A 20,363-nucleotide genomic window follows, 5' to 3' on the forward strand; every position below is an offset into this window, starting at 1 on the left:
GAAAATCAGGATGGTGCGCATACGCGTCGCAAGACACCTCAAGAGCGTCGAATGGGAGATCATCCTTGCCTTGCTGGTGCCGGCCGCGGCTGCATGGGGCATGATCGAACTCGCCGGCGAGGTGCTCGAAGGCAGCACCGCGGCCATGGATGAGAGGATACTGCTGGCGTTCAGAAGCGCATCGGATCTCGGCGACCCGCTCGGCCCGGACTGGCTGGAAGAGATGATGCGGGACTTTACCGCCCTTGGCGGGGTCGGCGTCCTGACGCTCATCACCTTCGCGGCGGCCGGCTATCTCTTAACGATCGGCAAGAAACATGCCGCGCTCGCGGTCCTCCTGGCCGTCGGCGGCGGCATCCTCATCAGCACGCTGGTCAAGGAATTCGTCGACAGGCCGCGTCCCGATCTGGTGTCGCATGGTTCGTATGTAACGACCGCGAGCTTCCCGAGCGGTCATTCCATGATGGCCGCGACCGTTTATCTCACCTTGGCTGCGATGCTGGTGCGGGTGCAGCCTCTTTGGCGTACGCGTCTGCTCATCCTCTGCTCGGCGGTGTTCGTCGTCCTTCTGGTCGGCTTCAGTCGCGTCTATCTCGGCGTGCACTGGCCCACCGACGTACTCGCGGGCTGGAGCGTCGGGGCCGGCTGGGCGATCGGTTGCTGGTTGGTTACGCTGTGGTTGCAGCGCCGCGGAGCGGTCGAACCGGAGGCGAACATGCCGCAAAACTCGGTGCCACCGGTCCGATGATACGGCATCCCGCCCAATGATACCGCGAAGAACTTACTCGTCTGCGGGCAGCGGTTCGATCGCCGGCTCGGCCGGCACGCGACGCGGCGGAGGCGTCGCACCGACCGCTTCGCCTTCCGGCACGCCTTCGATCGCCACACCCTCGTTCTTGTCGACCGGGGAATAGCCGGGAATCTCGCCGCCGGTGGTGGCCTGCGGCGTGAGATCGCGCTGGGTCGTCGTCTGTTCAGCCGGCTGGACGCTGTCGATCAGGTGATCCTCGGATCTCTCGGGCAGAAAGGTGTCGCCAACGGCCTCGGTGTCGTCCTCCCCGCATGCGGTCAGCGGGAGGGCCAGCGCAAGCGCTAGGGCGGAGACTTTGAGTGTGCTGCAAAGCGTCGTCATCGTTCTTCCTGTCGAATTGAATGTTCGCCGCCGCTCATGGCGACGGGACGTTCGTGTAGACGGTCACGATGCCGTCTGCGGAGTAGGTGGCGGCGGTCACGTCGGAGATCGGGACGTTCCTTTCGCGAAGTGCCGCCTCGAACATCTCGTTCGCTTCCATCGCGGTGCGTACTTCCGCGAAGCCGTCTTCGGTGTTCCTCAGGATGTCCTGAAGCACCTGCAACTCGCGCCCCTCGAAGTCGGCGAGGCTCACGATCTCCATGGTCCGGAAGGGCTGCGACCCGCGGATTTCCTCGGCGCTGAGACTGTTCTCGCGCAGGTCGACGATGATGTCGCGCGCCACAGGAAGGGTCTGCGCCTGCAATGCGCCTGTGCCGCCCGCACTCGCGATCACACCGGCCAATGCAACTACTCTGATGGTTCTTCCCATTGCTGGTTAATCGCGACCTTGGCGGAAGTTTCCCGCATCACGGCCGCGCCTCTCGCTTTGCTGATCGTTTCCTGCCGCGATAACCTCCTGCCGGATGCATTGTTCCGGTGCGGACGGACCTGTCACGATCCGTCGCGCGGAATGATGCTCAGGTTTCCGCCGACTTCGAGGACCGCGAATTCGATCTGATCCAGGCGCATCAGCCCATGCTGCTGGCGGGCTGCTTCCAGTATGTCGGCGATGTTGACGCGCGAGCGGCGCAGCGCCTCCGGATCAGGACGGCCGCGGCTGACCAGGACGGTCGGGCTGCCGTCGATGAGCAGTGCGGCGCTACTCGACCACTGCTTCACATAGGACAACAGGATGTCGGCCGTGAAGAGCGTGACGATGAGGACGAAGGCATTCGTCACTGAGAAATCGTCCCCCAGAAGCGCCTGCTGCGTGGTCTCCGCGATGATGAGGAGAAGGACGAAGTCGAAGGGTGTCACCTGCGCCATCGAGCGGCGACCCGAAAAGCGTGTCACGATCAGGAGTACGAGGTAGACTGCCAGTCCGCGAAACACGGTTTCCATTCGCTCCTCCTAGGGAAGGACGATGGTGGAAAGCTCCGCCGTCGCCCCGTCGAGGTCGATGCGATAGCGGGCGATGCCGGGACGGGTCGGGGTCACGTCGAGCCTCACATCGTGCGGTCCGCCCCCGAGCGCGTCAAACTGCATCCGCATCCCGTCCTGCGCCATCGCGCTGCGGAAAGGGGTCGGACTGACGTTCTGGATGCTGAAGCGGTCTAGGAAGCTCCGGCCGAGCGTAAGTATGTGCGTCTCGCCTTCCCTGTCGAAGACGATGGTGAAGTCGTCGGCCGTTTGCCAGCGCGAGATTTGCGGGAAATCGATATCGCCGGTCTGCAGCTTGTTGCTCCCGTGGTCGAGGAAGCCGCCGCTGCCGGTCAATCCGGCAATTGCAAGCAGGATGATGGCGCCGAAGACGATCCAGGCGGCGCGCTCGGCGGTCCAGAATCGACGCTGGAAATCGCGGCGCTCCTCGATCTGCAGCCCGTCCTCGCGTATCGGCGGTACCTGCAGGTCGTTGGAAGACATAGTGTGCATCTCCGAGTGCGCACAAGAACGCGTCGAACTGCCGCTTCGTTCCTGGAAATGCTCCACGCTTGCCCTTGCGGCACTCGGCGATTACCAGTGGTTGTTGTGCCACGCGGACACTGCGGGTGACGGACGAAGGGGCCAGAGGACTTCTGAGAGGGCGGAGGCATGTGCTGCCGATCTCCCGAACCGTTCCGCCGCCGGGGAAGAGCGCGCATGAGTGGCGCCGCTCAGGGCCGTGCTCTGGAAAAAACCTTGAAACCTTTTGCGGGAAAAGACGTTGGGAACGTTGGGGCGGAAAATAACAATCAAAGAAGAACCAGTTTGGTCATGCGTAACACGCTTGCCGCCTCGCGGATCAGTTCCGACAAGCCTTGCGGCTCGGTTGTGACGTGAACGGGCAAGGCGCCTTCACGTCCGGCCCGACGGACGACGCAGGCGAGGTGTGGAAGTTCGCCGAGTTCCTGCAGGGTCTGCCGGTTGCCGTCTACACGACCAATGCTTCCGGAACGATCGTCTTCTACAATGAAGCTGCCGCCGATCTGTGGGGCGTACGCCCGGGGCCCGGGGAGGGCCGCTGGTGCGGCTCGTGGCGGATGTGGACGTCCGACGGCCAGCCCCTGGCCCACGACCAGTGCGCCCTTGCGCTGGCGCTCAGCGGTCGCGGCGACGGGCGGTGGGAGAAGGCCGTCATCGAGCGTCCGAACGGCTCGAGAGTACCTTTTGCGGCTTACCCCACCCTGCTGCGCCGCCCGAGCGGTGCGATCTACGGCGCGGTCAACACGCTCATCGACCTTACGGACCAGGAGCGGGCGGGCGCGATGGGAATTCGCCTCGCCGCCATCGTGGAGTCGTCGAGCGACGCTATCATCAGCAAGAACCTCGACGGTGTCCTGACCAGCTGGAATCGGGCAGCGCAGTCGCTGTTCGGATACACGGCCGAGGAAGCGATCGGCAAGAATGTCACCATGCTCATTCCCTCCGACCGCTTGGACGAGGAAACCGAGATCATCGGCAAGATTCGGCGTGGCGAGAGCATCAAGACCTACGAGACGATCCGCCAGCGGAAGGATCACAGATTCGTTCCCGTGTCGCTCACCGTCTCCCCCGTTCGCGATGCAGGCGGGCGGGTCATCGGGGCCTCGAAGATCGTGCGCGATATCAGCCAGCGGGTCGAGAGCGACCGCCGAATGCGGCTTCTGCTGCGCGAGCTCAACCATCGTGTGAAGAACCAGTACGCGGTCATCCTGTCGATGATCCGGGAGACCAGGAAGCGCTCGCGCGATCCGGAAGAATTTGAGCGGCTGGTCCGGGACCGCATCATGGCGCTTTCGGCCTCCCACGACCTGCTGGTATCCGACGACTGGAAGGGCACGACTATCTTCGAACTGTTGATCGCGCAGCTTCGTCCCTTTGCTCCAGAAGAGCGGGTCGTCATCTCGGGACCGCCGATCCGCGTGAAGCCCAACGTGGTCCAGCATCTGGGAATCGCGTTCCACGAGCTTGCCGCCAATTCCGCGATGTTCGGCATCCTGTCTCAGCCGACGGGCGACGTGAAGGTCGAGTGGAAGTCGATGAGGGCATCGGACGGCGCGGAACGGTTCCAATTGACCTGGACCGAATCCGGCGCGCCGGCTCCCGTGACCGCTGGCGAGAAGGGTTTTGGAACCGTCGTGCTCCGGCGCGTCGTGCCAGAGGCGCTGGGCGGGGTCGGCTCGTTCGAATTCGGGACCGAGGGCGTGGTCTGGCAGCTCGACGCGCCTCTGGACGAGATCGTGGCCGACCCGGAAGACGACAGGCCGACGCGGGAGTTCTAGCCCGGGACAGGCATCTTCACGTGCGCGAACGGACGCTGAAGGTGAGTCCTGACGCAGGCCACCGCCGTTCCCTATACCCCGCCTGTGCAAGAGCCGGAGCGGCTCCCGGACGAAAATCCCGCCCGAACCGGTACGAGGACGACAATCCGCCGAGGCACGCGGCAGGGCGCGGTTAGGTGAACCCCTAATCCGCCCGATCACCGCCTTCTGCTTTTCCACCCCCGGAACCATGGGAGTGAATCCACCGTTTGTCGTTCGAATGGCGCAGCATTCCCGCAGGGCGGACGTTGCGGCTCAGGTGGAGCTCTACGATGGACAGAATCCTACAGACGCTGGCGGCCGCGGCACTGGTGAGCGCTGCGGCGCTTACCCCGGTCGCTTCCCAGGATGACGATGCCTCCGACGTAGCGGGCGATCCGTGCGTGGCCGGGCAGGACGACAAAGGCGGCGAAGGTCATGACAACACGACTGCCGACGCCCAATCGCTCACCGAGAAGCTCGACCGTTGCGGCAGCGTGCTCGAACCTCCGGCGGTTGGGGATAAGGAACTCATCGAACCGGCTCCCAGCGTAGGCACCACGCCGATCATTCCCCCCAGTGCCCTGCCGGATGAACAGCCGCCTGAAGAGAACGGCGACTGAGCGCGGCGGCCGGCCTGGCATGTCGCGGCTTCGCGTCCTCACCTACAATGTGCGGCGATGCCTGGGCGTCGACGGTATCATGTCGCCTGCCCGCATCGCCGCTGTGATCGCGGAAGCCCAGCCGGACATCATCGCGCTTCAGGAACTCGACGTAAGACGCCTCCGAAGCGGCGGCGTCGATCAGGCCGAGGAGATCGCGCGCGAACTTGGAATCTCCTTCGTTCACTTCCACCCCGCCTTGCGCGTCATGGAGGAAGAGTACGGGGATGCAATCCTCACCGCCCGCCCATCGCGCGTAATCAAGGCGGGGGCCTTGCCGGGGCTTCCGGGTCGACCACGGCTGGAACCGCGCGGTGCCCTGTGGGCCGCGGTCCAGGTCGGTGGAACGGAGGTCAACGTTATCAATACCCATCTGGGACTGCGGCGGCGAGAGCGGTGGATGCAGGCGGAAATGCTGCTGGGCGACGAGTGGCTGGGCAGCGAGGCCTGTCAGGCGCCGCTCGTCCTGACGGGCGATTTCAATTCCTTCCCGCAAGGCCGCGTCTATGGACTGCTTTCACGCAGGCTGCGGGACGCTCATCTGATTGGCTCGACGATGACACGTCCGAGCGCCACCTTTCCCACGCAATGGCCGGTCTTCAGGATCGACCATGTGTTCGTCAGCGACGATGTGGAGGTGGTTTTCGCCGGAACCCACCGTAGCGGCACGAGCGCGCTTGCGTCGGATCATCTTCCACTCGTCGCGGATCTGCGGCTGCCCGGGAGCGATCAGACCTCCGGCGTCGCTTAGTACCGTCGACGACCGCATCGCGCTCTCCGTCAGTTTGCAAAAATGGCGCGGGATCGCTCCTGGGGTTCGGACGTTTTGCTGCTTTGCAATGGGATCGATCGTTTGACTGACATCTCCGAAGACATAAGCTTTCCCGAGGCAACCGACGGGCAGCACAAGAGCAAGGGCTGGACAGGCCGTATCCGCAACCTGCGGCCACCGCTCGGTCTGGACTGGTCGACATGGTTCGGTATTGCGGCGGTCCTGCTTGCCGCATTCCTGCTCTATCGCACCCTGAGCGGCTACAGCCTTCAGGAAGTCGCCGCTTCGATCGGGACGATCCCCGGCTGGCGGCTGGGCGCGGCACTGGGCTTTGCCGCCGCGAGTTATGTCTGCCTGACCTTCTTCGACTACCTTGCGCTGCGTTACGTGAAACATCCGCTGCCTTATCCAAAGGCGGCCATTGCCTCGTTCTCGGCACTCTCCCTGGGCCACAGCATCGGCTTTTCCGGTCTCAGCAGCGGCGCCATACGATATCGGTACTATTCGCGGTGGGGCCTTTCCGTCGGCGATGTCGCGAAACTCGTCTTCTTCTGCGGCACGACGGTGGCACTCGGGATGATCGCCCTCGGCGGAATCGCCCTGCTGCTGGAGAGCGACGCCGCGACCGAATTGACCGGCTTCAGCCGCGCGGGGGTGGTCGCTCTCGGTATGGCCTGCGTGGGGATGCTGGCGATCTATCTCGTCCTCGCGGCCAGAATCCGGGAGCCTTTCAGGTTCCGCAAATGGGAGATCGAGATGCCGTCCCTGCGGCTCGCCCTGGCGCAGGTCGGCATCGGAGTGGCGAACTTCGCCTGCGTCGCGGCCTGCCTGCACCAGACCGTGAGCGCCTTCGCCGAGGTTCCTTACGTGACCGTCGCGGCGGCCTTCATCATCGCCAATACCGCGGCGCTGCTCGCGCACGTACCCGGGGGGCTGGGTGTGATCGAGACCGTGGTGGTACACCTGATTTCAGAGAAGGGGATGATCGCGGCCGTACTGGTGTTCCGGTTCACCTATTTCCTCATGCCGCTGATGGTTGGCGCGGCTGCGTTCGGCATTTCCGAACTCGTTTTCAGGCGAAAGCCGGCCGCGTTAGCGGCCTAGCTTGCGCTTGCGCCAGTATCGGTCCCAGAGGCGAAGGATGCGGAAGGGGCGGCTCGGGTCGAGCAGCTTCGTCCCCCACACCGGATTATCCGGACCGTCGTCATGCATGGCCTCGAAGGGCAAGAGGCAGCGCTCGCCGACGTTCAGGCTTTCGATGGCCGCGATGAGAGTGCCGTTTTCCTCCACCGCGCGGCCGAAAGCCAACGGATCGGAGCCGACATGCTCGGCAAGCAGACTGTCCCGGATGGACGCGATCGCCCGGCGATGTTCCTCGTCCGCGCCTTCAATCGCAAGGTCGCATTCGGTGTCGAGGCCTATCGACCGGTTGTTGAGGTTGGACGAGCCGATGCGGAGGAATTCGTCGTCGATGGCCACGACCTTCGAATGCACGAAGACCTGCGACGTCTCGGCGTCATTTCGGATGCAGGGGTAGAGGACGCGCATCCGCCCGTACCTGTCCGCCTTTCGCAGCCGGCGGATCAACCGGTCGCGGTTCGTTCCCATGACCCAGCGCTCGATGATGCCGTGGCATTCGTGCGCCATGACCACCACGATCTCCGGGCCGACGGGATTGCGCAGATGGCGTTCCAGTATGTCGCCGATGACCGTGGAGGTCATGTACTGGGCCTCGATGTAGATGGATTTCCTTGCGCCCTCCAGCGCATCGATCGTCAGATCCATCGCTTCCCGCACAGGCTGATTGTCGAGGAATTCAGGCCTGGTTCTCGCGATCGCAATGTCCACATCGGCGAAATCTCCCTGCAGAGCCGGCGGCCATGCGTCGCCGGAACCGTCGCAGTCGGGCGGCAGGTCGCGCCTGATCGCCATGCGCCAGCGTTCCTTGGCGAGATGTGACAGTGCCAAGGCCGCGTCGCCGTCCAGCACCATCTGAACGTCGTGCACTGGCGGGTAGGTTTTTCCGTCCGGATTCGTCCGCAGCGAATCCTCGATGGCATGGGAGGGGCGGTCCCACCGTCCGACGGTCAGGTCCATGCCGCCGCAGTAGGCCGTGCGGTCATCGATGGTGACGATCTTCTGGTGGTGGGCGGCGTAGATCGGATGATAGGTGTCGAGCTTCACGTGGATGCGCGGGTGATCTTGCCACGGTGCGCCGAACAGCATCTCGGACGTGGAGCCCGGAGCATGCACCACGGATTCGCTCCACATGAGGATCCTGACTTCGAGCCCGTCGTTATCCTCGACCAGTGTCCGCAGGAGTTCACCGAGTGGAGGCGATTCTCGTGTTTCGGCATCGGGGCGCAGCCGAATCCGGCCATCGAAGTCCCAGCCGAGGATCAGGATCGATTCACGGGCGAGCCGAAGTGATGATTCGAGAGCCGTGAAATAGCCGGCGCCATCCACCAGTACCGACGCCCGCCCTGCGCGGGCGACCTTCCAGCAATTCTCTCCCTCGCGGACCACAGGGTTGCGGCTTTTGCGCGCAAGAAGGCTATCGGATTGGCGAAGCGTTTCCGGACGGGCAGTTTGGTCCAGTGGTCTGGTCTCGGTACGCAAAACCGCTTCGAATGCAGCCGACATGGGCGAAACTCCATTGAACGGAGGGAAACTCCTTTCCAGTCAAGCGGTTCCTTATTCGGAGAATCTCCCCTCTATGGTGCCACCCGCGCTCGCCCAACAGACCGTCGGCTCGGCTTGCTTCATCGCCGCTACGGTCGTCCTCTTGTTGCTACATTTCCCCTGCGGCGGGCCGACTACTGGCGGATGACGCCACAGGCGATGCGGTCGCCAGCATTCCCGGAGGGCGTGGTCGTATAATCGTCAGCGTCTAAATGGACGATTACGGCCGAGCCGTCCTCGTCCATCAGTGGATTGTCGCCGCCGTCCAGCGAGAGCCGATCGGTGAAGAATTCCAGCTTGACGACGCCGTTCTCCGCCGCGTGCACGTTGGGAAAATCGCCCGAATGAGGGCCATCCTCGCTCTCCACGCCGTGGGAATGGCCGCCCGCGTAGTGACCGCCGGCGGACGCGAAGCCACCATCCAGCTTGCATTCTCCGGTTTCGTGCACATGGAAGCCGTGCGGGCCCGGGGGGAGGTCGGTCAATTCCACGATCACCTGCAACATTCCGGACCGCGTTGTGTTGAAAGTGACTGTGCCGACCTCGACCTCATCCCGGCTGATCATGTTGGCCGACGCGGAGATCGATTGAGCGGAGGCCTGGCCGCTGAATGCCAAGGTTACCGTCGCGACGGCTGCTGCTGCTAGTCTCATTCCGACATCTCTCTCTTGGTTCCTCCGGAAAGCAACCGCGTGGGATGCGGATGGTTGCCTCGGTGCGCAAAACGGCCGTCTCGAAAGCCACGGTAGCGGAACCTTCGGACTTGCCTAAGGTTAGTATCAACGTCTGAAAGTTCGGCAAGAGGAATGAATCCCGATGGCAACACCGCGATATTTCGCCCGGCCACTTCATGCGCACCGGGGCAACCGCGGCACCGAGCCAATCCCGATGCCGGGGCCGACGCCTCCGCCGGGCCCGCTGCCTCCCGATCCGGTTCCGCAACCCGGTCCTTCCCCGGTGCCGACGCGGGGCGCCGGGCGCTGCGTGTGATGAAGGCTTCGCGCTGCCGCACAAGACCCGCGCCCGCCAAGGTCCGGACTTTCGTGGGGGCGTTCAAGGCAACCCACATGCTCCGCAAGAGAAAGGAGCCCGCGTGATGGCCAGGGAATTCTCCGACACGGTCAAGATTACTGCACCGTCCGGCACTATCGAGGTGGCCAGTGCGCAAGAGGCCTACGAGGTACTATCCGATCCGGACTGGCCCAAACGGGGGCCTGCCCACGGTGAGGCTGTGGAGACCGCTCTCAAGGTGATGGACGGTCATCGCTCGACCGTGGACGCCTACGACACGTTCGTGCGTGCGGCGAAAGAAGCGGGCAATCTGGTCGAGCGGTGATCCAGCCCGAGAGGCCGTGGCCGCTATCCTAAAAGCAACGTCGAGAAAAAAGGCCTCCCGCGCCATCGAGCCGGGAGGCCTTGTCTCGTAGGAAAGCCGCCGGACGCGGTCAGGCCGCCTTCTTCGCCTTCGGGTTGGCGATCTTGTCGGCAAGGTTGGTCAGATCCGAGTCAGTCTTCGATTCCTGCTGCAGCGTCTCGTCGAGCAGCTTCACGGCATCGGTCATGCCGAGGGTCTCCGCCCAGCGCTTGAGCGTGCCATAGCGGGTGATCTCATAGTGCTCGACCGCCTGCGCGGCGGATACAAGGCCAGCATCGAGAGCGGCTGTCCCCTTGTACTCGTCCATGATCTCCTCGCCTTCGGAGATGATGCCCTCGATCGCGTCGCAGGTCTTGCCCTGCGGGCGCTTGCCGAGAATCTCGAACACCTGCTGCAGGCGCTCGATCTGGCCTTCGGTCTCGTCCTTGTGCTTCTGGAAGGCCTGCTTGAGCTGGTCGCTGCTGGCGGCGCGCGCCATCTTGGGGAGCGCCTTCAGGATCTTCCGCTCGGCGTAATAAATGTCCTTGAGCGTGTCGTGGAAAAGGTCTTCTAGCGTCTTTTCTTTTGCCATCTTTGTATTCCTCTGGAATTTGAGCGTCTGCGCATATGCGCGGCTCGCCCTAAACATGGACCGGACGAGTTCGTTCCACCGCCTCACCGGGTACAGAGCCGCCGCTCTCCGTCGTAAGGCTGGAAAGTGCAATCAAGGGGCCGGAAAGAGCGATACGCGTCCGAGCAGGCGTCCACATTGCAGACCGGAATGTCTTCCGACTGCGCGGAACCGACCAGGATTTGGCCGGTCTGTCGTGGTTCCGCGCCAACTTGCTGTTGCCCCGAAGTGTTGGGCTTCTTGTCCGTCTGCTGTTCGACAAACACTCCCCGCGCCATCCGCGGTTCCCTGTCGCCCGCCTGTAGGGTCAGGGCGCCGAGAAAGACAAGGAGGACAGCGATGAAGCCGAAGACGCTTCCGCCGTCGGTTCGTGGAGACTCGACATGGATGCGCTTCTGTCTGGACATAGCCGGCAAACGGAAGAGGCGCTTCGATGTTCCCGCGACCATCCGACACTGTCGGTCGAGGCGTCATCTGTCTCTCGCAGGTCGCGCGATTCTTCGAGTGTGACAAACAAAGGTGAAAAACAGCGCGGGCTGAAGACACCAATCTGCCCCCGTCACTATTGCCTGGTGACGCAGAGCCGGCGGTGTCCGCTTTCGCCCGCGCATGGCCGCCGGCTCGTCGTTCCAGCGGCTCCCGAGACCCGGCACCGGGTCGTGGAGCACTGCCCGCAGGTCGGCGATTCCTTGCGTTTGTACCGGTTTTTTTCGGCCGGATCCCGGTCCTGACGCCGCCGGCCTCGCTATGGCCGCAGCACGAAACCGCGCCCGATGCTGTCATCCTCTTCGATCGTGAAGCTGGACGTGCCGCTGTAGAATGCACGTCCCGCGACCTCCACTCGCGCGGCGTCGAAGCGACCGGTCCTTTCTGAACGCAGTATGCGGCCGCCGAACACCGATCCGGTTATGCTGCGGAACTGGCATTGCTCGCCGATCGAGATGTCCCCCCGCGCCAGCTGTACGGCCATCCGCGCAGATACCCCGCTGCCCGTCGGGCTACGGTCGACTTCCCTTTCGGCGAAGACGCAGACGTTGGTGCTCGGCTCGTCCTTCCCGGTGCCGCCATCGGTGACGATCGTGCCGTAGAGAAACGCCAGGTCCTGGTCGTCGGGATGGTCCAGGGCGACCGTGGCCTGGACGGTCTTCGTAATCCGGTCGGCTGCTTCGACGACATCGCGAAAGGGACTGGTCGAGAGATCCAGTCCGACGGACCCGGCGGACACGATCGCGTAGAAGGCGCCGCCATAGCCGATGTCGAACCGCAAGGTGCCGATTCCGGGTACATGCGCTTCGGCGTCCAGTGCGAAGGCGAAGGAAGGGACGCTCTCGAAGCTGACCGAGCCTGTCCGAAAACCGGTCGGCGTCAGCACGACCTCGACCATCGCCCGCACGAGACCGCAAGGGCACTGGATGTTGACGGCCGTCAGCGGAACCGTCGGGGTGACGATGCCGGTGTCCACGGCATAACGTCCGAGCGCGATCACCGCGTGGCCGCACATGGTCGAGTAGCCTTCGTTGTGCATGAAAAGCACCGCGATATCGGCCTCCGGGTGATCGGGTTCGACCGGAATGACGCCATACATGTCGTGGTGACCGCGCGGCTCGAAGATGAGCATCCTGCGCAGATGGTCGAGCCGTTCGCGGGCGTAGCGGCGCTTGTCGAGGATGGTATCGCCGAGGACCGGCGGATAGCCCGCGGTGACGATGCGCACCGGTTCACCACCGGTATGCATCTCGACCGTGGTGATCTTCCCCTCCGGCAGGTCGGGGTCGGGGGCGGAATCTCGCCGTTCGGGCTGCACTGCTTCCGCGCTCCAATGGCATTGACGGGAGAGCATCATTGCCGACGGCCGCCTTCGCGCGCAATCCCGGGGGAAAGATGGGGGTGGATAGGCGAATTTCGCCGACAGCGGCGAAGCTTTGGATGTGCGGCGTCAGATCGCCGCCGTAGCGGAAAGCCGGCTAATCTCCGCCTCGCTCATACCGAGCGCCGTGAGCACGTCCCGAGTGTCGCCGCCGAGTTCCGGCGGCGGCGTGGTCGGCGCAATCACCTCGCCGTCGACCTTGAAGCCGAGAGTAGGCACGTGGAAATCGTGCGGCTGGCGGTCCCAGTGCATCGTGTGTGTGAAGGCGCGGGTCGCTGCATGCGGTTCGGCGAGCGTCTCGTCGAGGGAACGCACCTTGGCCGCGGGCACTCCGGCTTCGTCCAGCACGCGTTCCCACTCCAGCGCCGGCCGCGAGAGGAAGATCCGGACGAGTTCGGCGCGCAGTTCGGGGGCATTTTTTGCCCGGCACGGCGCTTCCTTCCAGCGCGCATCCTCGAGAATGTCGGGCCGGCCCAGGCCGGCGCAGAGTGCCCTGAACTGCTTGTCGTTGTTGGCCGCCACCATCAGAAGGCCATCCTGCGTCTCGAACGCTCCCGAAGACGGGCTCTGGCTCCACGCCTCGTTGCCCGAAGGCCGGGGCGTCCATCCGCCGGTGAGATGGCTGGTGATCAGCGAGGCCATGAGAAGCATCGATGTGTCGAGCATCGCGACGTCCAGGTGGACGGCCTTGCCGGTGCGTCCGGTCTCGTGCAGCGCCGAGACGATGGCGAAGGCCGCGTTCAGCCCCGTCGCGTAGTCGATGTAGGGGGCACCGACCTTCTGCGGCCCGGTCTCGGCCGTGCCGGTGGTCTTCATGATGCCGCACATGCCCTGGATGACGTGGTCGTAGGCGGGGCGGCGGCTCATCTCGCCGTCCTGCCCGAAGGCCGAGATCGAGCAGTAGACGATTTTGGGATTGATCTCCCGCACCACGTCGAACGGCAGGCCGAGCCGCGCGATCGTGCCCGGCCGGAAGTTCTCGATGAAGACGTCGGCTGTTTCGATTAGGCGCTTCATGACGTCGAGCCCCTCAGGCGTCTTGAGGTTCAGCGAGACCGACTTCTTGTTGGCGTTCTGCGTCAGGTAGGCGAGACCCATGCGCTCGGCGTTGAGACCGGGCACGTGGCCCTTGTCGCGTGCCCAGTCGCCAGTACCCGGCTCCTCGATCTTCAGCACCTCGGCGCCCATCAGGCCGAGCTGATAGGCGGCGTAGGGGCCGGCGAGGACCTGTGTGACGTCGATGACGCGAATGCCGGCGAGAGGCTGGAACATCAGGTGTTACCTCGGAATGAAACTGGCATGACGTTCACTTGGCCTTGAACAGGAGCCGGCATTCGCCGACCCGGTCGTCGATCGAACCGAGCCAGTCGCGCGCGGCTTGGAGATGGCGGAGATGGGCGTCGAGGAACGCGAGCGTGATCTGCTCCACCGCTTCCCGCTGGGCCGGCACCTGCCGCTGCCGCTCCGCGAAACCGCCGAGATAGTGGTCGCCGCCTTCGAGGACGGCGAGATACTTTCCGCCGGCGGGGGAAAGCTCGAAGGGCTCGGACTTCCAGTGCCAGTCCCCGCCCTTGGCCCCCTGGTCGAGAGTCCCGGTGACGTTGAGCACCGGACCATGCATCAGATCCCATGATCCGTCGCGCAGTCCCTGCTGGTCGCGGCCCTGGGCGCTGAGCAGGAGTGTCGCGGCAAACCGGGGATCGGCGAAGCTGCGGCCCGGATCGCCGGGCATGTCGATTGCCGCACCCGCGAGCAGTTGCGCGGTGTAGGCGCCGAAGGAATGCCCCGCGATCGCGCCAGGCAGCGGGCGGTTCCCCCCGCCACATGTCGCTTCCAGTATCAGTGGCAGCCGGACCATCAACGCGCCGACGACCGCCAGGCGTCCCGTCCATCGTTCGGGGCTGTGCAGAATCGCGTGCATGCGGGCCCTCGCATGCGGCACCGTCATCCATTCCGCTAGGTCGCTGTCGGGATCGAGACCGAGCTCCGGCTCGTTTCGCGCAACGATGCGGATGTCGTCGGCGAAGGTCGGGTGGATCACCAGATAACCATGCGCGGCCCAGTAGCGGGAAAGGGCGGCATAGGCGCCGCCGTTCGAGCCAAGCCCGTGGCAGAACACCACGAAACCTTGCGGAGCGCGGTCGCGTGGCCAGCGGCAGACAAGCGGAGCTTCGCCGGCGCGGTCACCGGGGTCCGCCAGGACATCGTGCGCCTCGTGGAATCCGACCGCAAGATCCGAGCGATATTCGGCCGCCGTCATCGTGCAGCTCCTTCGAGCGCGGGGTTCCGCGCGGAGGATGTGGCCTCGTCCAGGAGGAAGCACGCCGCAGTTCCGCCTCCTTCGACCGGATAGGAGGGCGGCATTTCAGCGTGACACCGCGGCATCGCGTGGGGACAACGGTTCTTGTAGGGGCAGGCGGTGGTGGACACCCGCGGCATATCGTGGGCGGGCGCGGCCTTGCGTGCGGCACGGCGCCGGCGTTGCGCCTCCGGATCCAGCAGCGGCACGGCGTCGAGCAGCGCCTTCGTGTAGGGATGCGCAGGGGACCGGTAGACGCGGTCCGACGGTCCCTCCTCGACGACATGGCCGAGATACATGACCGCGATGCGGTCGGAAATGTGATGGACTAGCGCCAGGTCATGGGCGATCAGCAGGTAGGCGACCCCCATGGCATCCCGGCGCTCATAGAGGAGGTTGATGATCTGGTTCTGGGTCGATACGTCGAGCGCACTCACCGGCTCGTCGAGGACGATGAGCTTCGGTTCCAGCGCGAGAGCCGAGGCGATCGCGATGCGCTGGCGTTGGCCACCGGAGAACTGATGCGGGTGCCGGCCAAGATGTTCTTCCGACAGCGAGACCAGCTTCAGGAGTTCGACCGCGCGGGCACGGCGCTCGCTCCGGTCCATGGCGGTATGGACCCTCAGCGGCTCCGTGACGAGGTCCTCGACCGTCATCGACGGATTGAGCGAGGAATACGGGTCCTGGAAGACGGCCTGGATCTGGCTGCGGATGTGCGGGGGATAGCGCCTTCCCATCGAGGTGAGGTCGGCGTCGCCGAAACGGATGGCGCCGGAGCCGGCCGGCACCAGGCCGAGGACCGCGTTGGCGATAGACGACTTGCCCGACCCCGATTCTCCGACCAGCCCCAGCGTCTCGCCCCGGCGGATGGAGAGATTGGCGCCTTTCACGGCGTGGAACGGCTTCCGGTCCAGCGCGAGCAGCGAACGGCTCCAGTAGGTGACCCAAAGGTCCTCGACCTCGAGAAGGACTTCGGAGCTCATGACGCGGCCTTCAGTTCGAGTTCGGGCGCGCGGATGCAGCGGACAAGCCGGTCGGTGCCGACGAGCGGGATCGGGCGCTCGCAGGCGGCGGTGGCGAAATCGCAGCGGTTGGAGAAGCGGCAGCCCGATGGCCAGGAGCCGGGTCGCGGGACGTTGCCGCGGATGGTCGGCAGCGGCGGGTTGCGCGAGGAGGCGTGTGGCATCGCCGACAGGAGACCGCGCGTGTAGGGATGGCGCGGCCGGGCGAAGAGCGCGTCCACTTCGGCCATCTCGACCATCTCGCCGGCATACATGACGCTGATGCGGTCGCTGATGTCGGCCGCGACCGCCAGATCGTGCGTGACGAAGAGGATGGCCATCCCGAATTCGCCCTGCAGGTCGCGGAAGAGGTCGAGGATCTCTTGCTGGACCGTGACGTCGAGCGCCGTGGTCGGTTCGTCGGCGATGAGCAGCGAGGGATTGCAGCTCAGCGCGCGCGCGATGGCGATGCGCTGCGCCATGCCGCCCGAAAGCTCGTGCGGATAGGCCCTCGCCCGCTCCTCCGGCCGCGGGATGCCGACGCGGTCGATCAATTCGACGACGCGGCTCCAGGCCTGCTTGCCGGACAGCCCCTGCTTGGTGCGCAGGACTTCCGCGATCTGGCTGCCGACGGTGAAGGCGGGATTGAGGCTCGTCGTCGGGTCCTGGAAGACCATCGCGACCTCGTTGCCGCGCACCTCCTCCAACTGCTTCGGGGTCAGCCTTCGAAGGTCCCTGCCGTTCAGAACGATCGAGCCGTGGGTCGTTCGACCGCCGGCGCCGATCAGGCCGAGGATCGACAGCCCGGTGATCGTCTTGCCGCTGCCCGATTCGCCTACCAGGCCGAGCGTCTCGCCGCGCGAAATGCCGAAGGAGAGATCTGTGATGACGGGCACTTCGTGTCCGTCGCGGCCCGAAACGAGGACCTGAAGGCCCTCGACGCGCAGGACCTCGTCGGCGAGCGGCGGTGGCGCGGGGCTTTCCGCCCCTGTGGCGGCGATCGCAGGCACGAAGCGCTCCGCCGGCTTGCCGGGATCCACTCCGACGGCCACGCCACGGCCGATCGAGTCGCGGATGACGTCGCCGAGCAGGTTCACCGAAAGGACGGTGAGGATGATGGCGATCCCTGGCGGCACGGCCAGGAACCAGTTGAGGTCCATGTAGGCCGCGGCGGAGTTGAGCATCGTGCCCCAGCTTGCGTCCGGCGGCTGAACGCCAAGGCCGATGAAGCTCAACCCGGCTTCGGCCAGAAGCACCGCGCCCACCGTGAGCGTTACCTGCACGACCAGCGGCGGCGCGATGTTGGGGAAGATATGCCTGAGCAGGATGCGCCGGTCCGACGCGCCGATGACGCGGGCCGATCTCACATAGACCTCCTCACGCTCCGCCAGCACGACGCCACGCGCCAGCCGCAGGAAGGAAGTCGAGAACAGGATGCCGAGCGCGATCATCGCCCGGTGCAGGCCGGCCCCCAGAATGGCGATGATGACGATCGCGACCATGATGCCAGGGATCGACACGACCGCTTCGACCACGCGCATCACGACCCAGTCCCACCAGCCGCCGCGATAGCCGATGAAAAGCCCGAGCGGCACTCCCAGGAGCACCGCGATCGAGGTGGCTTCGGCTGCCGCGAGGACGGCGATGCGGCAGCCGAAGATCAGGCGCGAAAGCACGTCGCGCCCGAGATCGTCGGTGCCGAGCCAGTGGGCCGCGGAGGGACCTTGCATCGCCTTGATCAGGTTCTGGCGCAGCGGATCGTAGGGTGCGATCCAGTCGGCGAAGATCGCGAGGAAGACGAGCAGCACCAGCACCGAGCCTGCCGCGGCGACAATGGCGGTCGAGGCACTCGGTCGGAAGTTGATGCGGCGCGGCCCGGTGTTAGGCTCGTTCTGGCTGGTCGTGGTCACGTTGGGCGCGCTTTGGGATTGAGCAGACCGTAGAGGAGGTCGGTGGCGAGTTGGACGAGGACGACGAGGCCGACCATCACCAGGACCAGCCCTTGCAGCATGGGGATATCCTGCTGGCGCACCGCCGCGATGGCCAGCGTGCCGAGCCCGTTGATGGCGAAGACCTGCTCCACGATCAGCGCGCCGCCGAGCAGCACAGTGATCTGGAACGACAGAACCGCCACGACCGGCACCATGGCGTTGGTCAGCGCGTGCCGCAGGATCACCCGCCGCGACGACAGCCCCTGGGCGCGGGCGGCGCGGATGTAGTCCTGCTGGAGCACCCCCACCATGGCCGAGCGCACCTGCCGGGCTATCGCGGCACTCGACGAAAGGCCGAGCGCGAGGGACGGCAGGGTGACGCTTCGAAGCCAGTCCCATGGAGATACCGAGATCGGCGTGAAGCCGGTCGCGGGGAACCAGCGCAGATTGACCGCGAAAACGGCGACCAGGATGAGGCCGAACCAGAAGTTCGGGACCGCCTGACCGAAGGTCGCGCCGACAGTGGCGAGGCGATCGATCCAGGAGCGGGGGTGAAGGGCCGCCGCGACTCCGGCGGCGATGCCGACGACGATCGCGATCAATGCCGAGATCGCCGTCAGGGAAAGCGTGACCGGGAGCCTCAAGAGCACGGCGTCGGTGACGCTGACGCTGTTGAAGAAGGAGGTGCCGAGATCACCCTGCACCGCCTTGCCGAGCCACTGGAAGTAGCGGACGACCAGTGGCTCGTTCAGGCCCATCCTCTCGCGCAGCATCTCGTGCTGTTCCTGCGTTCCCGTGTCCCCCAGGATGAGGTCCACGGGATCGCTGGGCAGCAGCGACGTGAACGAGAACGCCAGTACCGACACGATGAACAGCAAAGGCACCAGTGCCAGAAGCCGCTGGGCGACGAGCCTGAACATGAAGACCCGTGCTTAGTCGTTGGCCTTGAGGCCGCGGAGATTGATGGAGTCTTCTCCGTAGCGGTACCGGACCGTGGGGTTCTCGGCGGTGTCGTCGCTCACGCCGATCAAGATTGGCGCATTGGTGACGAAGATCAGGAAGGCTTCGTCCGCCAGTTGCGCCGCCATCTTGTGATAGATCGGCGCCCGCACGTCGGTCTCGACCGAGGTGAGCCCCTCCTGGGCGAGCGCCAGGAGCGCTTCGCTCGGCTTGGCCTTGAAGGGATTGTATGCGGCGTCTTCGTAGATGTAGCGCAGCGCCAGGAATTTCGGATCCGTGACCGTGTTCCAGACGAGGTTGGTCGCCGGGAAGTCCGTAGTGCGGCTGCGGCGTGCCAGCGTGCCGGGCTCCACGGGCACGATGTTCATGGTGATGCCGATTTCGTTGAAGAAGCCGGCAAGCGCCTCGAGACGCGGCTGGTAGATCGGGATCGACGGCATGTCGAAGGTGAACCCGTCGGGGAACTTCGACTGCGCCATCAGTTCGCGCGCCTTTTCGACATTGTATTCGTAGACGCCCTCGAGCGCCGGATCATAGGCCCAGTCGCCCTTGCCGTAGGGCTGGAAGGACTTCACCGCCAGACCGAACTGGATCGCCTGGTTGAATGCGTCTCGGTCGATTGCGAGCGCCATCGCCTTGCGCACCATCGGATCGGCGAAGGCGGGAACGACGGTACCTTCGCGGTCGGAGATGATGACGTGGTAGTTGAGGCCGCCATTGTTGCGGATCAGCTTCAGGTCGGGCGACTTGTCGATGATCGCCGCCTGCGGGTTGGACAGCCAGTTACCGGCATCGATCTGGCCGGTCTTCAGCGCGTTCAGCCGGGCAGTGTCGTCCGGAATCTCCCACACCTCGTAGCGGGCAAGACCGATCATGTCCTTGTCCCAGTAGGTCGGGTTTGGCACGTAGACCTGCACTTCGCCCTCGCGCGATTCGTCCTTGCTGTGGACATAGGGACCCGTGCCAACCGGATTGCGGTCAAGCGCCGGATCGGCCATCGCCGAAGGCGCGATCATCATGCCGCCGGTGTAGCAAAGGGTGGTTATGATCGCCGGATCGATCTCCTTGAGCTTGATTCCGAGCGTGTATTCGTCGATCGCCTTGGCGCTCTCGACGGTCTTGAGGCCCTCCACGATGCCGATCTCGACGCCACGATTGATGTTCGCGGCCGCCGCTTCGGCATTGAACGGTTCGCCGTTGGAGAAGCTGACCCCTTCGCGCAGCTTGATCGTCACGTCGAGCCCGTCGACCGTGTATTCGGTCGCGAGCAGTGGCACGTTTTCGCCGTCAGGGCCTTTCTCGAAGAGTGATTCGTAGGCAGGCCGCAGGAAGGGGACGCCGCTTCCGCTCTGCTTCTGCGGATCCATCGTGATGAGCTTCACCTGTTCCGCGTATTTGAACGTGCCGCTTCCCTGCGCCGACGCCGGACTACCGGCGAGCCCGAGCGCGAGCGCGGCAATGACTCCTGATGTTGTGATCCACTTCTTCATCACGGCCCTCCCAGCCTTAAAATCCGAGGCGCCATCCGCGAATCTCACGGGCGCCAGAACCTCCCAATCGAGGCAACTCGATTGTGATTAAACTATAGTACTTTACCACTATCGTGCTATGGTGCAACCGCTTTCTTGGCTCCGACGCGAACGGCTCTCCCATTGCCTCCGCCGCGAGTTGTGCAATATCGGAAACCGGGAAGACGCACGAAAGGATTCGCGC

21 protein-coding genes and 1 pseudogene are annotated in these 20,363 nt (G+C 64.7%); 7 read left to right on the plus strand and 15 right to left on the minus strand.

Annotated elements, in window-relative coordinates:
* Positions 1 to 76 precede the first annotated feature (76 nt).
* Positions 77 to 748: a phosphatase PAP2 family protein gene (locus ABGN05_RS17830; RefSeq protein WP_367955879.1), complete on the plus strand. Its 672-nt coding sequence runs from the start codon at positions 77 to 79 to the stop codon at positions 746 to 748.
* Between the two features lie 33 nt (positions 749 to 781).
* Here ABGN05_RS17830 and ABGN05_RS17835 read toward each other — a convergent pair whose 3' ends face one another.
* From ABGN05_RS17835 to ABGN05_RS17850, 4 genes are all read right to left on the minus strand, one after another.
* Entirely contained in the window at positions 782 to 1,132 is a 351-nt protein-coding gene (locus tag ABGN05_RS17835; RefSeq protein ID WP_367955394.1) for a hypothetical protein, read from the minus strand.
* Between the two features lie 34 nt (positions 1,133 to 1,166).
* Complete coding sequence (locus ABGN05_RS17840) at positions 1,167 to 1,535, minus strand: hypothetical protein (protein WP_367955395.1); 369 nt, start codon at positions 1,533 to 1,535, stop codon at positions 1,167 to 1,169.
* Positions 1,536 to 1,684: 149 nt separating this feature from the next.
* Positions 1,685 to 2,134, minus strand: coding sequence for a DUF421 domain-containing protein (locus ABGN05_RS17845; protein WP_367955396.1), 450 nt, complete (start codon positions 2,132 to 2,134; stop codon positions 1,685 to 1,687).
* A 9-nt stretch (positions 2,135 to 2,143) separates the two neighbouring features.
* Complete coding sequence (locus ABGN05_RS17850; protein ID WP_367955397.1) at positions 2,144 to 2,656, minus strand: hypothetical protein; 513 nt, start codon at positions 2,654 to 2,656, stop codon at positions 2,144 to 2,146.
* Positions 2,657 to 2,872: 216 nt separating this feature from the next.
* Here ABGN05_RS17850 and ABGN05_RS17855 point away from each other — a divergent pair, with 216 nt between their 5' ends.
* The 5 genes from ABGN05_RS17855 to ABGN05_RS17875 all read left to right on the plus strand — a co-directional run bounded on the left by ABGN05_RS17855 (position 2,873) and on the right by ABGN05_RS17875 (position 7,029).
* On the plus strand, positions 2,873 to 3,052 hold the full coding sequence (locus tag ABGN05_RS17855) for a hypothetical protein (RefSeq protein WP_367955398.1): 180 nt from the start codon (positions 2,873 to 2,875) through the stop codon (positions 3,050 to 3,052).
* Complete coding sequence (locus tag ABGN05_RS17860) at positions 3,049 to 4,473, plus strand: PAS domain-containing HWE histidine kinase family protein (protein WP_367955399.1); 1,425 nt, start codon at positions 3,049 to 3,051, stop codon at positions 4,471 to 4,473. Before ABGN05_RS17855 ends, ABGN05_RS17860 begins: the two co-directional genes overlap by 4 nt.
* 311 nt (positions 4,474 to 4,784) lie before the next feature.
* Positions 4,785 to 5,114 (plus strand): hypothetical protein, encoded by a 330-nt coding sequence (locus ABGN05_RS17865; RefSeq protein WP_367955400.1) that lies wholly within the window; start codon positions 4,785 to 4,787, stop codon positions 5,112 to 5,114.
* A gap of 19 nt (positions 5,115 to 5,133) precedes the next feature.
* A complete protein-coding gene (locus ABGN05_RS17870; protein ID WP_367955401.1) occupies positions 5,134 to 5,904 on the plus strand; it encodes an endonuclease/exonuclease/phosphatase family protein in 771 nt (256 codons plus the stop codon).
* A gap of 102 nt (positions 5,905 to 6,006) precedes the next feature.
* Positions 6,007 to 7,029, plus strand: coding sequence for a lysylphosphatidylglycerol synthase domain-containing protein (locus ABGN05_RS17875; protein ID WP_367955402.1), 1,023 nt, complete (start codon positions 6,007 to 6,009; stop codon positions 7,027 to 7,029).
* Here ABGN05_RS17875 and ABGN05_RS17880 read toward each other — a convergent pair.
* On the minus strand, positions 7,018 to 8,568 hold the full coding sequence (locus ABGN05_RS17880) for a phospholipase D-like domain-containing protein (protein WP_367955403.1): 1,551 nt from the start codon (positions 8,566 to 8,568) through the stop codon (positions 7,018 to 7,020). The genes ABGN05_RS17875 and ABGN05_RS17880 overlap by 12 nt on opposite strands.
* 173 nt (positions 8,569 to 8,741) lie before the next feature.
* The gene (locus tag ABGN05_RS17885; RefSeq protein ID WP_367955404.1) at positions 8,742 to 9,260 is read right to left on the minus strand and encodes a superoxide dismutase family protein; all 519 of its coding nucleotides are present in this window, start codon (positions 9,258 to 9,260) and stop codon (positions 8,742 to 8,744) included.
* Between the two features lie 443 nt (positions 9,261 to 9,703).
* Between ABGN05_RS17885 and ABGN05_RS17890 the strand changes: the two genes are divergently transcribed.
* The gene (locus ABGN05_RS17890) at positions 9,704 to 9,943 is read left to right on the plus strand and encodes a DUF982 domain-containing protein (RefSeq protein ID WP_367955405.1); all 240 of its coding nucleotides are present in this window, start codon (positions 9,704 to 9,706) and stop codon (positions 9,941 to 9,943) included.
* 109 nt (positions 9,944 to 10,052) lie between these two features.
* Here the strand turns inward: ABGN05_RS17890 and ABGN05_RS17895 are convergent, their stop codons facing one another.
* The 9 genes and pseudogenes from ABGN05_RS17895 to ABGN05_RS17935 form a co-directional block, all read right to left on the minus strand.
* Complete coding sequence (locus tag ABGN05_RS17895) at positions 10,053 to 10,553, minus strand: YciE/YciF ferroxidase family protein (RefSeq protein ID WP_367955406.1); 501 nt, start codon at positions 10,551 to 10,553, stop codon at positions 10,053 to 10,055.
* A gap of 83 nt (positions 10,554 to 10,636) precedes the next feature.
* Positions 10,637 to 10,741: pseudogene (locus ABGN05_RS17900) on the minus strand (BA14K family protein); the annotation flags it as partial.
* 596 nt (positions 10,742 to 11,337) lie between these two features.
* Positions 11,338 to 12,396, minus strand: a complete 1,059-nt coding sequence (locus ABGN05_RS17905) for a proline racemase family protein (protein ID WP_367955407.1) — start codon at positions 12,394 to 12,396, stop codon at positions 11,338 to 11,340.
* 132 nt (positions 12,397 to 12,528) lie between these two features.
* Positions 12,529 to 13,731, minus strand: a complete 1,203-nt coding sequence (locus tag ABGN05_RS17910) for a CaiB/BaiF CoA transferase family protein (protein ID WP_367955408.1) — start codon at positions 13,729 to 13,731, stop codon at positions 12,529 to 12,531.
* 34 nt (positions 13,732 to 13,765) lie between these two features.
* Positions 13,766 to 14,719 carry an alpha/beta hydrolase family protein gene (locus ABGN05_RS17915; RefSeq protein WP_367955409.1) on the minus strand — a complete coding sequence of 318 codons (954 nt, stop codon included), beginning with the start codon at positions 14,717 to 14,719 and terminating at the stop codon, positions 13,766 to 13,768.
* Entirely contained in the window at positions 14,716 to 15,741 is a 1,026-nt protein-coding gene (locus ABGN05_RS17920) for an ABC transporter ATP-binding protein (RefSeq protein ID WP_367955410.1), read from the minus strand. The genes ABGN05_RS17915 and ABGN05_RS17920 overlap by 4 nt, the downstream gene beginning before the upstream one ends.
* Positions 15,738 to 17,669, minus strand: coding sequence for a dipeptide/oligopeptide/nickel ABC transporter permease/ATP-binding protein (locus ABGN05_RS17925; RefSeq protein WP_367955411.1), 1,932 nt, complete (start codon positions 17,667 to 17,669; stop codon positions 15,738 to 15,740). The genes ABGN05_RS17920 and ABGN05_RS17925 overlap by 4 nt, the downstream gene beginning before the upstream one ends.
* Complete coding sequence (locus ABGN05_RS17930) at positions 17,666 to 18,610, minus strand: ABC transporter permease (protein ID WP_367955412.1); 945 nt, start codon at positions 18,608 to 18,610, stop codon at positions 17,666 to 17,668. Before ABGN05_RS17930 ends, ABGN05_RS17925 begins: the two co-directional genes overlap by 4 nt.
* Positions 18,611 to 18,622: 12 nt before the next feature.
* Positions 18,623 to 20,140 (minus strand): ABC transporter substrate-binding protein, encoded by a 1,518-nt coding sequence (locus ABGN05_RS17935; RefSeq protein WP_367955413.1) that lies wholly within the window; start codon positions 20,138 to 20,140, stop codon positions 18,623 to 18,625.
* Positions 20,141 to 20,363 lie beyond the last annotated feature (223 nt).

The organism is Aquibium pacificum (genome assembly GCF_040839445.1).
Taxonomy (GTDB): Bacteria; Pseudomonadota; Alphaproteobacteria; order Rhizobiales; family Rhizobiaceae; genus Aquibium; species Aquibium pacificus.

Bases quoted from the DNA above. Each gene is read 5' to 3' on its own strand.
- ABGN05_RS17835 (WP_367955394.1), bottom strand. From the start codon at position 1,132: ATGACGACGCTTTGCAGCACACTCAAAGTCTCCGCCCTAGCGCTTGCG.
- ABGN05_RS17845 (WP_367955396.1), bottom strand. From the start codon at position 2,134: ATGGAAACCGTGTTTCGCGGACTGGCAGTCTACCTCGTACTCCTGATC.
- ABGN05_RS17850 (WP_367955397.1), bottom strand. From the start codon at position 2,656: ATGTCTTCCAACGACCTGCAGGTACCGCCGATACGCGAGGACGGGCTG.
- ABGN05_RS17855 (WP_367955398.1), top strand. From the start codon at position 2,873: ATGAGTGGCGCCGCTCAGGGCCGTGCTCTGGAAAAAACCTTGAAACCT.
- ABGN05_RS17865 (WP_367955400.1), top strand. From the start codon at position 4,785: ATGGACAGAATCCTACAGACGCTGGCGGCCGCGGCACTGGTGAGCGCT.
- ABGN05_RS17870 (WP_367955401.1), top strand. From the start codon at position 5,134: ATGTCGCGGCTTCGCGTCCTCACCTACAATGTGCGGCGATGCCTGGGC.
- ABGN05_RS17880 (WP_367955403.1), bottom strand. From the start codon at position 8,568: ATGTCGGCTGCATTCGAAGCGGTTTTGCGTACCGAGACCAGACCACTG.
- ABGN05_RS17885 (WP_367955404.1), bottom strand. From the start codon at position 9,260: ATGAGACTAGCAGCAGCAGCCGTCGCGACGGTAACCTTGGCATTCAGC.
- ABGN05_RS17890 (WP_367955405.1), top strand. From the start codon at position 9,704: ATGGCCAGGGAATTCTCCGACACGGTCAAGATTACTGCACCGTCCGGC.
- ABGN05_RS17895 (WP_367955406.1), bottom strand. From the start codon at position 10,553: ATGGCAAAAGAAAAGACGCTAGAAGACCTTTTCCACGACACGCTCAAG.
- ABGN05_RS17910 (WP_367955408.1), bottom strand. From the start codon at position 13,731: ATGTTCCAGCCTCTCGCCGGCATTCGCGTCATCGACGTCACACAGGTC.
- ABGN05_RS17915 (WP_367955409.1), bottom strand. From the start codon at position 14,719: ATGACGGCGGCCGAATATCGCTCGGATCTTGCGGTCGGATTCCACGAG.
- ABGN05_RS17920 (WP_367955410.1), bottom strand. From the start codon at position 15,741: ATGAGCTCCGAAGTCCTTCTCGAGGTCGAGGACCTTTGGGTCACCTAC.
- ABGN05_RS17930 (WP_367955412.1), bottom strand. From the start codon at position 18,610: ATGTTCAGGCTCGTCGCCCAGCGGCTTCTGGCACTGGTGCCTTTGCTG.
- ABGN05_RS17935 (WP_367955413.1), bottom strand. From the start codon at position 20,140: ATGAAGAAGTGGATCACAACATCAGGAGTCATTGCCGCGCTCGCGCTC.